An 11,196-nucleotide genomic window follows, 5' to 3' on the forward strand; every position below is an offset into this window, starting at 1 on the left:
CACCTGACAAAAATCAGTTTTACAGGTATTCCTTGTCACCAAAGCTCCAGCCTATTTATGCCAACTTGCTGAAAATTCAATAAGATGGCACTTTCACCTTTTCTAATTCAAAAGTATAACAAACCAGTACCCCGGTACACTTCCTATCCCACGGTTCCTTTTTGGGAAAATAATATGGATGAAAATCGTTGGGAGGGCATTGTGAAAAAGGCTTATAAAGAGTTTGGTCAAGAAACTGGCATCAGTCTTTATATCCATTTGCCCTTTTGTGAAAGCTTATGCACCTATTGCGGTTGCAACAAGCGAATTACCAAAAATCACAACATAGAGGATGCTTATATTCAATCCTTGCTATTGGAATGGGAAAAATATCTGGCCATTTTGGAGGAAGAACCTTTGATTTCAGCCATACACCTGGGAGGAGGCACACCGACTTTTTTTTCGCCGGAAAGTTTAAATCTCCTGCTCTCCAAAATTTTAAAATCTGCCCGGATTGCAGATAATAAAGAATTCAGCTTTGAGGGCCATCCCAACAATACAAGTTTTGAGCATCTGGAGGTTTTGAGCAAACTGGGGTTTGATCGGGTAAGCTATGGCATTCAGGACTTCGACCTTTCAGTTCAGAAGGCAATTCACAGAATCCAGCCCTTCGAAAAGGTCAAAGAGGCAACTGAAAATGCTCGAAAAACGGGGTACCAATCCATCAATTTCGACTTGATCTACGGATTGCCCTATCAAACCTTGGACACCTTAGCTGAAACTTTCGAAAGAGTCAGTACCCTAAGGCCTGAACGAATCGCTTTTTATAGCTATGCACATTTGCCTTCAGTTTTTCCAGCTCAAAAAAGCTATGAAAACCACCTCCCTTCCGAAACCAATAAGCGAGGACTTTATGAATTTGGAAAGGAAAAACTACTCTCCATGGGCTATGAGGAAGTTGGGATGGATCACTTTGCCTTGCCTGATGACCCACTTTGTAGGGCAAAACATGAAGGAAGACTCCATCGGAATTTCATGGGATATACCACTTTGAACACCAAAATCCTGCTGGGATTAGGGGCAAGTAGTATCAGCGATGTTTGGTATGGCTTTGCTCAGAATGAGAAAAAAGTGGAAGCTTATGAAAGCTCCATATTGAATCATACGCTTCCCATCATCAAAGGGCATGAATTGACAGCTGAGGATCTGCTTACAAGGCAATTGATCCTGGATTTGATTTGCAAGGGAGAGGCCGAGCTTCCATTTAGCATTTGGGAAAAGCTTCCAATCGAAAATCTGGAAGTTTTGCATGAAATGGAAAATGAGGAGCTTTTGAATACAAATCATTTCCAGATTAAAGTCTCGGAAAATGGAATGGCAGTGGTGAGAAACATCTGTGCCCAATTTGACCTGAGAATGATTTCAAAAAATACGGTAGTAGCGAAGTTTAGCAAAGCTATCTGATCAGTGACACAGGGTAATCTCGACTTGCTGGGTTCCATAGTCAAACACAGCCAACTCCGGGCTAAAACCGGGAATTCCTAGACCTAATCCACGGACCACCATCAAAACACCTATAACGATCCCCACATAGGGAATCGCCTTTTGGAATTGTTGCCTTCTGAAAGGAGATAAAATACTTCCAGAAACCATCAATCCCATCAGCAATGGGATGGTCCCCAAACCGAAAAAGAACATGTAGGCAGCTCCCATCCAAGGGCTTTGCATACCTATTGCTACCACCAGAGCCATATAAACCATTCCGCAGGGAAGCAGTCCGTTGATGAGTCCTGTGGAAAAAAATGCAGTTTTACTGCCGGATTTAAGGTATTGATTCAGTTTGGACTTGATCCAATGAACAGCTCCTGAAAGAGCCGGAACGGCGAGAAATTGATCGGCTTTTTTATAACTAAGGGAAAGTACGACCACCAGCAAGCCCATTCCGACCGAAATCCCTTGCTGAATTCCTGCAAGGGAAAGTGAGAAACCCAAAGTCCCCACTGCCAGCCCCAAAAGACCATAGGTCATGCTTCTGCCAAAGTTGTAGAGGATTTTATTCCAAATGAATTTCTGGTTACTTCTACCCCCTACTGCCAAAGCAATAGGTCCGCACATTCCCACACAGTGGAACGAGCCTAAAAAACCTAAAACCAGGGCAGTCCAGAACATTATAAGTTTATTTTTTTCTCCTCGTAGTATTCTACTCCATTTTCTTCCCAGGTCAACTGGATTCTCCAATATCCGGGTTTCAAATTTTGAATAGGTACAGCAGTCTTTCCTTGCGTGGTGATTTCCAGCGGGAGTTTCTGATCCAATCTTGCGTCCGAAGGACGAAACAACTGCAAGTTACCCTTGGAGCCAACCGGTAAGTCCAAAAAGATGGTCTTGGTAGAACCATCGAATTCCAAAACTTCACGGCCTAGTCCAGCTGCTAATTTTTCACGGTCAATCTGCTCCTGATATTTGATTTCTTTCTCGTAATAATTTTCGGTGACCAAATGGATGTCGTCCTGTTTTACAGAAATGATCACCAAAGTCATGATAAAAGCCACAAAGCCAATAATCGTTAACAAAATTCCTTTTCCCCAGTCCATAGTTTAGTTTGTTGAGCCTCCCAAAGGAGCCATAAAGTTTGTTTCAATATCCTCAAATTCAGCTTGACCAGCCGAAAGCACCAAGTGTACTTTTTGCTGCTGAACTTTCACTGTTTTTCCATCCTGAACCAAGAAAAACCGTCCTTCAAATTTCGTCTGAGGCTCTATCACCCAATTCTGATCTCCCACGATTTCGACCTTTATTCCTTCTGCAAGTGATTTGATCGATACCTGTTGTGGTTCGAAAGTTTTATTAATCAGGGTAATATTGTACAGGTTGGAGACGTTTCCGTCAGGTCTGGCTTGGTAGGTCATCCCAGGAAATCGGGTAATCGTCGCTTCCAACTCATCCCGGGTGACAATCAGACTTACAAAGGCGGCTACCAAAACGGTAAGCACCAAGGTATATCCTTTGACTCTTCCAGTAAAAAGCTTTTGAAATCCCTGCTTGATACTGTTCTCGGAGGCATAGCGAATCAAGCCCGTAGGCCTTTCCACTTTTTCCATCACCTCATCACATGCATCGATGCAAGCGGTACAATTGACGCACTCCATTTGGACGCCATTGCGAATATCTATCCCCGTGGGACACACTTGGACACAAAGCCCGCAATCCACACAATCTCCTTTGGCAGATGCCTCTGCTTGGTTTTTCCGGATAGGCCCTCTGGGTTCTCCCCGGACATAATCATACATCACGTTGATGCTGTTATCATCCAGCAGGACTCCCTGAAGTCTTCCGTAGGGACATACTACAATGCAGGCTTGCTCCCTAAACCAGGAAAACACAAACATGAAAATCCCTGAAAAGGCCAATACCCCAATAAATCCTGCCATATGCGCTGAGGGAGGCTGAGTCACAATCTCGACCACTTGGTCAATTCCTATCAGGTAGGCCATGACCAAATGGCCTATTGCCAAGGATATGATTCCAAAAACAGAGATTTTTACTCCCTTTTTCCAAATCTTCTCTGCCGTCCAAGGACCTTCATTTAAAGCCCGCTGTTGATTGGCATCGCCTTCAATGGCATACTCGATTTTGCGAAAAACCATTTCCATAAATAAAGTCTGCGGACAGGCCCATCCACACCAAACCCTTCCAAAAACTACCGTAAAAAGAATAATGAAAACAAAGAAAATCAGAAGGAGAAAAATTAGTAGGATGGTGTCCTGAGGCCAGAAAACAGCACCGAAAATGATAAATTTTCTCTCAAAAATATTAAACAACATGTAAGGCCTTCCATCAATCCGGATAAAGGGTCCGGCAAATAAAATGGCCAGAAGAATCCAAGAAAGGTAGGTTCTATACTTATAAAAGAAACCTTTGACTTTTTTGGGATACACCCAATTTCGCTTTCCATCCTCTCGGACGGAAGCTAAAGAATCCCGAAAATTCTCCGGATTCAAATTGGGGTTATAATTCTTTTTGGCCATGGTAAAAATTGAAATCAGGGTCGGAAGCTACAACACCTCCGACCCATTGAACTTATTGAATTGATGCAATCACTGCGGTGCTGTCAGCTGCCGGAGCAGGATCAGCAGCCGAATCTGAATAAAGCTCTCCTTGAGCTTCTTTTGGATTGGCAGGGGTTGTTCCTTTTAGGGAAAGGATAAAAGAAGATACTTGCTGCATTTCTTCTGGGCTCAACTGGTCTTGCCAAGGGATCATCCCTTTTTCTACCACCCCATTTTTCACAACTGCGAATATATCTTGAATAGAACCTCCGTGAATCCAGTAGGCATCGGTAAGATTGGGACCGACTCCTCCTCCTCCATCGGCAGCATGACAGGCTGCACAGTTGGTCTCAAAAATGGTCTTTCCTGCTGGCAAACCTGCCTCGTCAAAAACTACAGTGTTTTCATCGATTCCTGCAAGCATGCTGGCTTTTCTGGCCTCTGCAGCCAATGCCTCTAATCTGAGTTCCTCTTCGTATTCTTCTACCCCAGTGGGTCCCACTCCTAATACCGAATAATTCACGAAATAGATTACTCCAAAAGCTATGGTACCGATAAACACCCACTGAAGCCAAGGAGGCATGAAATTATCCAGTTCGGTAATGCCATCGTAAGAATGGTCAGACATGACTTTGGCTTTTTCTTCCTTACTGCCTACATCTGCCAATTTACCAGTCACCCATCTTTCCTTGAAAGATTCCCACCAAGATGGCTCATCCGCCAGCTCAGGGTTTTCCTTCCGAAGAACAGTAGCCATGAAGGACATCAGATATATCATTAAGACCAGTAATAGGACAATGACGATCAAGACTACACCCAGAATTACCAACAAAGTAAGCTGGGAAGAATCCATACTACTCAAGGTAGTGTACCAACTGGATTCTGCGGTTTGGGAAAATGCCGGAATACCGGTCAATCCCAATAAACTTAGTATTGCAATTAATTTTTTCATGGCTGGATTGGGGTTGATTCGTGCTCATCCATGGGAAGTGATTTCATATGATCCACGTAGGTTTTGGGTACACGGATCACCCAAATAAACATTCCTACAAAGAAGACCACGAAGATGATCAAAGAGATAATCGGATAGATCTCAACGTTTTCTATAGATCTGAGAATTTCTTTATACATGGCTTTAGGATTTATTTGGTTGTAGCTGTGCTTTGTTTGATATCAGTACCTAGACGCTGGAGATAAGCAATCAAAGCGACGATTTCGGTATTTGGAGCGACTTCGACTCCGGCTTCCTTGAGATTGGCGACCACCTTCGCCGCCTGCGCTGCATAATCTGCCTCTGCTTGCTGATCAAAGCCTTCAGGGTAAGGAACCCCCAGTTTTTGAAGAGTCCTGATTTTGGCAGGAAGGTCGGCAATATTCAATTCGTTGGTAGCCATCCAAGGATATGGTGGCATCAAAGATCCCGGAGACATAGAAGATGGCTCGACCATATGGTGATAATGCCAGCTGTCTGGGTATTTTCCTCCTACGCGATGCAAATCAGGACCAGTTCGCTTAGATCCCCACAGGAATGGTCTATCGTAGACAAATTCACCAGCTTTGGAATATTCTCCATAGCGTTCGGTTTCAGAACGGAAAGGACGAATCATCTGGGAATGACATCCCACACAACCATTGGCGATGTAAAGGTCACGGCCTTCTAATTCCAGAGGAGTATAAGGCTTCACTGAGCTGATGGTAGGCACATTGGATTTGACCAAAATGGTTGGGATGATTTCAACCACGCCTCCAATCAAAACTGCAATCGTTGCTAAAATGGTGAAGAAAACAGGCTTTCTTTCCCAGGCTCTGTGCCAGAATTCACCTTTAGGATTATAGGCTTTGACAAGTGCCGGAGCTTGGTCTTCCTCGGTTTCTTGGAAAACACCCTGCTTAGAAGTCATCCACATATTATACATCATGATTACCGCACCTGACAAGTACAAAAGACCTCCGAGTGCTCTTAGAACATACATAGGAACAATTTGAATGACCGTTTCCAAGAAGTTCGGATAAGCCAATCGACCTGCCTCATTGAATTCCTTCAGCATTAAAAACTGAGTCAAGCCAGAAACATACAGCGGGAGTGCATAGAACACAATGCCAAGGGTGCCTAACCAGAAGTGGGTATTCGCTAATTTTTGAGAATAAATGCTGGTTTTAAACAATCGAGGCCACATCCAGTACAGCATCCCAAAAGTCAAGAATCCATTCCATCCCAAACCACCGATGTGTACGTGACCTACAATCCAGTCCGTATAGTGGGCGATGGCATTTACATTTTTCAAAGAAAGCATCGGGCCTTCAAAAGTCGCCATCCCGTAAGCAGTAACAGCCACCACCATGAATTTCAATACCGGCTCCTGCCGAACTTTATCCCATGCTCCTCTCAAAGTCAAAAGACCATTCACCATACCGCCCCAAGAAGGTGCAATCAACATTACCGAGAACACGGTTCCCAATACTTGAGCCCATTCAGGAAGAGCAGTATAAAGCAAATGGTGCGGACCTGCCCACATGTAAATGAAGATCAAAGACCAAAAATGGACAATGGAAAGTTTGTAAGAATAAACTGGTCTGTTCGCTGCTTTAGGCAAAAAGTAGTACATCAACCCCAAGAAAGGAGTAGTCAGGAAGAATGCCACTGCATTATGTCCATACCACCATTGTACCAAAGCATCCTGCACACCAGCGTAGGCTGAATAGCTTTTAAAGAAAGAAACCGGAAGCTCTAGTGAGTTGAAAATATGCAATATAGCAACCGTCACGAAGGAACCCAGGTAGAACCAGATAGCCACATACATGTGACGCTCTCTTCTCTTGATTAAAGTTCCGATCATATTGGCTCCGAAGGCTACCCAAACCAAGGCAATCGCAATGTCAATGGGCCATTCCAATTCTGCGTATTCCTTAGAAGTGGTGATCCCCAAGGGCAAAGTAATCGCCGCGGCTAAAATGATGAGCTGCCATCCCCAGAAATGGAACCAGCTCAGGGCCTTGTTCCACATCGGGGTCTTAAGCAATCTCGGCATGGAGTAATAAACCCCTGCAAAGATGGCGTTTCCGACAAAAGCGAAAATCACGGCATTGGTGTGCAAAGGACGAATCCTACCAAAGGTGGTGTAGGGATTGCCCATATTAGCCTCTGGCCAGAAAAGCTGGGTAGCGGCAATAAGCCCCACCAACATCCCGACTAGGCCCCAGATAATCGTAGCAGCTCCAAAGTATTTGACAATTTTATTGTCATAATGGAACCGTTCCAAAGTAACATCATTCATAGGACTTGGATTTTTTTGGTTGATTTTTAATTGATTTTTTAGGCTGGTTTTCGAATAATATTCTTATCGAGGGTGTATAGCCATCGTCAAATTGACCGTCTTTCATAGCCCTGAAAAAGAGGATAAGAAAGGTGATGGCCAAAACCAAACTGACGGCTATTAGGACAAAGATTACTTCCATTTTAGCTTTGTTTAGAGGTGATTAATCCTTTGCGGATACCCACAAAATTGGTGGCAAGGGTAGTAAACACTACCACTGAAATACTACTGACAGGCATCAGAATGGCACATAGTACTGGGCTCAATAATCCCTGAACAGCCAGAGTCAAACCGACAATGTTGTATAGAAAACTTAAGGCGAAACTGGCTTTGATGATTTTTCGGCTGTCTTTGGCGAAGGCCAAAAAACTCGGGATTTTGGCAAACACTTCAGCATCCAAAATCGCATCGCTTGCAGGTGAAAAATGACTCACCCGATCCGTGATAGCTACACCGACTTGGCTCTCCTGAAGCGCACCTGCGTCATTCAGACCATCACCGACCATCAGCGTATTTTTCCCTTGTGAATTGAGTTTCTTTAGATAATTCAACTTCTCCATGGGACTTTGATTGAAATTGAATTGGATCTGAGGAGAAAAAGATTGGCTTAGATAATCTCTTTCATGGGCATGATCTCCTGAAAGTATGTGCTGTTCATAAGAAGGAGCTAATGTTCGTGTCACTTCAGTGGCACCTTTTCTAATACCAGATTGGATATGGAAATATCCCAGAGTGGTGTCTTCCACACTTAAGAAAACCAGATTCCCAGTGTTAGGGAGCTCTTTTATAATGGACTTGGTAAGTTCAGAAGATCCAAGCTTGATACTTTGGCCTTTGTACTCGGCTGTCAATCCCAAGCCCTTGAGTTCTTGATATTGATCAAGCTTAGCACTTCCTATTTTACCCAACCAAAGGTTAATTCTATTACTTAATGGATGGGTAGATCTCTCTACCAAAGCTTTCACAATTGATTTGCTTTCAGGAGAAAGCACCTCTCCGAAATACTGTATGCTGGCATTTGAAGGGTCAGTAAGTGTACCGGTTTTATCAAAAATGACGGTATCGACTAAGGCCAATCTTTCTACAACGGAGGCATTTTTCAGGTAAAACTTGCCCTTTCCAAAAATCCTCAAAGTATTTCCCAGAGTAAAAGGAGTGGACATGGACAAGGCACATGGACAGGCTACAATCAAAACCGTCGTAAATGCCTTGACAGCCAAATTGAGATCTCTCCCGAACCAAAAAACAAAAGCTGCCACTGCTATCGTCAATACAGTCCATGTGAAAACTCCGCTGATTCGATTTGCCAATGGCTCAAGAAGTTTTTTGTTGGGCTTTTCGAAGGACTCATTATTCCAGAGGTCGGTTAGGTAGCTTTGGGATGGTGACTTTTGAACGGTCAAGAAAATAGGGTCTCCCTTTTGTCTTCCACCAGCATAAACTAATTCACCTTTTTGCTTGGGAACAGGAACCTCCTCTCCCGTCACAAAACTGTAATCGATATTCGCCCGCTCGCTCAATAAAATGGAATCTGCTGGAACTAACTCCTCATCCCTTACCAAAATCACATCCCCAACTTGAAGTTTAATCAATGGAATAACTTCTTCATGATCCTTATTCATTCTCGTGACTGCAACTGGAAAGTATGCCTTGTAATCGCGGTCAAATTCCAGTGTGGCAAAAGTTTTCTGCTGATATACCTTGCCTAAAAGGAGGAAAAACAAAAGTCCTCCCAAACTATCCATGTATCCCGCATTTCCTTGGAGGAAAATTTCCCAAAGAGAATACAAGAAAAAAGCAATGATCCCTAAAACGATGGGAACATCCATGTTGATTTTACGCTGTCTGATAGAATTCCATGCTGAGACATAATAATCACTGGCAGCATAGAAAACGATGGGCAGGGACAAGACTACATTGAGGTAATCGAAAAGACCTTTGAAGCCATCACCCAAAAGCTTTGCCTCGGAAAAATACTCCGGCATACTGAAGAGCATCATATTGCCAAAGCAGAAACCGGCCACTCCCAGCTTGGTGAGAGTTTTACGATCAATACTGGGTTTTTCTTTTTGGTCTAGATCTGAAAGATTGATTTTGGGCTCATACCCTAGCGTAGAGAGCAAGACCACAACTTCCTTAAGGCTGATTCGGTCATGTAAAAATTTAACCTGGACCTTTTTCTTTATAAAGTCGACCCGGCTCCCGGTAATAGCTGAATTGATCTGGAACAAATTCTCCAAAAGCCAGATGCAAGAGGCGCAATGGATCAGCGGAACATAAAAAGTCACATGGCTTTCCTGCTCATTTTTAAAGTCCAATAGTTGATTTTCGACTTCCTTATCCTCGAGGTAATCAAATCGGTTTTTTTGGGAATTGGTGTTTTTTTGGCTTTTTCCAGGGTTGGATTCTATAGTATAATAATCGCAGAGATCATTTTGGGAAAGGACCTCATAGACCAACTTGCACCCCTGACAGCAGAATTTTTTCTCATCAAAGATTAGAGAATCATGAGTACAATCTTCCCCGCAGTGGTAGCATTTACTTGGAATTTCTGTTTGTACACTTACTCCCATCACTATGACTTTCTTTTAAATTTATTTAGTAAAAGCTTGAAAAAACATGATCAAAATCATTTGGCTCAAATTATAATGAGAGATAAAATGAAAGTTTATCACTCCAGATTTCTCCTTTATAAAAGTGGAAAAGGACCTTAGCCAAGTCGGATTGGTAATTTTTCGAAGTCACCAAAAGGGTGCATTGGTGCTTTACTCCATAGGACCAAAAGTCTCCGATCCTGGAAAAATTGAATTTGATGAAACTCGTCTCCCTGGTATTAGATGTAACCAATTGAATAATCTCCTGCTCTTCCCTGATTTTGGATTTAGGAATAAAGCTCGGAGAAATGATAGTTGCCTTACTCTCTGAAATAAGATTTTCGAATAAGCTGATGAAATTCCTGATCAACCTTGCCGAATTAGGAGTCCCGTCATAGTGAAAAAGAAGATGTTCAGTGCTGAATTTTGGTACATAAAGCAAAACCGGAACTGGGCAGACTTCTTTTTCCAAGGGTTTTGGCAATTCATGAGAATGCAGCCAGTCCAGAGTTTTATATAAATCGACGGAAAAAAGTGATGTGTCTTGGCCTATTTGAACTCCGGATTCCTTTTGAGCGGGTTTAAAAGAAGAATCCAAAGATTGCCCATGAAACTCCTGAAGCAAGGACTCCGGTAATTCGAACTTATACGTCTGCTTGGTTTTGACTTCCATTTCTTGTAAGAGAATAGCCAAAGGTATATATCGGCTAAAAGCTTACAGGTGATAGAATCCAGTGAAGAATATGATAAATGTCAGGTTTGAAAAACAATAATAGGTTAAAGAATGAATAAAAATTAAGTGGAGAAATTAAAGCTAAATTTTAAAGTCCTTAGAAATTTAGAGAATACTAAAAAGAACTCCAGATTACGAATTTAAATCTTCCAAAAATTCTCGTAAGGAGAAATTTTCCGAAATATTGAGAAATAGAATCGCATTACTTATGCATACCAATGTATCCAAGATCGACGAGCAAATTTTATAGAAAGGATTAATTGATTGCACTCAGAAATCAAAAAAGAACTTATAAAGCCTAGCTACTTGCCTATTGCTATTTGCCATTTGCTATTTGCCATTTGCTATTTGGTATAAAACACAAAAGCCCCAGCGGTAAGGCTGAGGCTTGAATAATGTGGCGGCGACCTACTCTCCCGGGTGTAACCCCAGTACCATCGGCGCTGCAGGGCTTAACTTCTCTGTTCGGGATGGGAAGAGGTGGGACCCCTGCGCTAGGCCGCCTAATTTGTAAGTATGCAGTGATC

Annotated in this window: 10 protein-coding genes and 1 rRNA gene; 1 reads left to right on the forward strand and 10 read right to left on the reverse strand. The window is 42.8% G+C overall.

What is annotated here, in order from left to right; translation table 11 throughout:
• The first annotated feature begins 84 nt into the window (after positions 1-84).
• Positions 85-1,443, forward strand: coding sequence for an oxygen-independent coproporphyrinogen III oxidase (gene hemN, locus G458_RS0119875; RefSeq protein WP_026953456.1), 1,359 nt, complete (start codon positions 85-87; stop codon positions 1,441-1,443).
• Here the strand turns inward: hemN and G458_RS0119880 are convergent, their stop codons facing one another.
• From G458_RS0119880 to rrf, 10 genes are all read right to left on the reverse strand, one after another.
• Entirely contained in the window at positions 1,444-2,148 is a 705-nt protein-coding gene (locus tag G458_RS0119880) for a sulfite exporter TauE/SafE family protein (RefSeq protein WP_026953457.1), read from the reverse strand.
• The gene (locus G458_RS0119885) at positions 2,148-2,573 is read right to left on the reverse strand and encodes a FixH family protein (RefSeq protein WP_026953458.1); all 426 of its coding nucleotides are present in this window, start codon (positions 2,571-2,573) and stop codon (positions 2,148-2,150) included. Before G458_RS0119885 ends, G458_RS0119880 begins: the two co-directional genes overlap by 1 nt.
• Before the next feature lie 3 nt (positions 2,574-2,576).
• A complete protein-coding gene (ccoG, locus tag G458_RS0119890; protein WP_035468560.1) occupies positions 2,577-4,007 on the reverse strand; it encodes a cytochrome c oxidase accessory protein CcoG in 1,431 nt (476 codons plus the stop codon).
• 52 nt (positions 4,008-4,059) lie between these two features.
• Entirely contained in the window at positions 4,060-4,980 is a 921-nt protein-coding gene (locus tag G458_RS21250; RefSeq protein WP_035468562.1) for a cbb3-type cytochrome c oxidase N-terminal domain-containing protein, read from the reverse strand.
• Positions 4,977-5,159: a hypothetical protein gene (locus G458_RS0119900; protein ID WP_026953460.1), complete on the reverse strand. Its 183-nt coding sequence runs from the start codon at positions 5,157-5,159 to the stop codon at positions 4,977-4,979. The genes G458_RS21250 and G458_RS0119900 overlap by 4 nt, the downstream gene beginning before the upstream one ends.
• 11 nt (positions 5,160-5,170) lie before the next feature.
• Positions 5,171-7,303, reverse strand: coding sequence for a cytochrome-c oxidase, cbb3-type subunit I (ccoN, locus tag G458_RS0119905; RefSeq protein WP_026953461.1), 2,133 nt, complete (start codon positions 7,301-7,303; stop codon positions 5,171-5,173).
• Positions 7,296-7,484 carry a cbb3-type cytochrome oxidase assembly protein CcoS gene (gene ccoS, locus G458_RS0119910; RefSeq protein ID WP_026953462.1) on the reverse strand — a complete coding sequence of 63 codons (189 nt, stop codon included), beginning with the start codon at positions 7,482-7,484 and terminating at the stop codon, positions 7,296-7,298. Before ccoS ends, ccoN begins: the two co-directional genes overlap by 8 nt.
• Before the next feature lies 1 nt (position 7,485).
• A complete protein-coding gene (locus G458_RS0119915) occupies positions 7,486-9,915 on the reverse strand; it encodes a heavy metal translocating P-type ATPase (protein WP_026953463.1) in 2,430 nt (809 codons plus the stop codon).
• A gap of 70 nt (positions 9,916-9,985) precedes the next feature.
• Entirely contained in the window at positions 9,986-10,630 is a 645-nt protein-coding gene (locus G458_RS0119920) for a hypothetical protein (protein WP_245579305.1), read from the reverse strand.
• Between the two features lie 434 nt (positions 10,631-11,064).
• Positions 11,065-11,176: ribosomal RNA gene (gene rrf, locus G458_RS0119925) — 5S ribosomal RNA — on the reverse strand.
• Positions 11,177-11,196 lie beyond the last annotated feature (20 nt).

This window comes from Algoriphagus mannitolivorans DSM 15301 (assembly GCF_000429425.1).
In the GTDB taxonomy this organism is placed as follows: Bacteria; Bacteroidota; Bacteroidia; order Cytophagales; family Cyclobacteriaceae; genus Algoriphagus; species Algoriphagus mannitolivorans.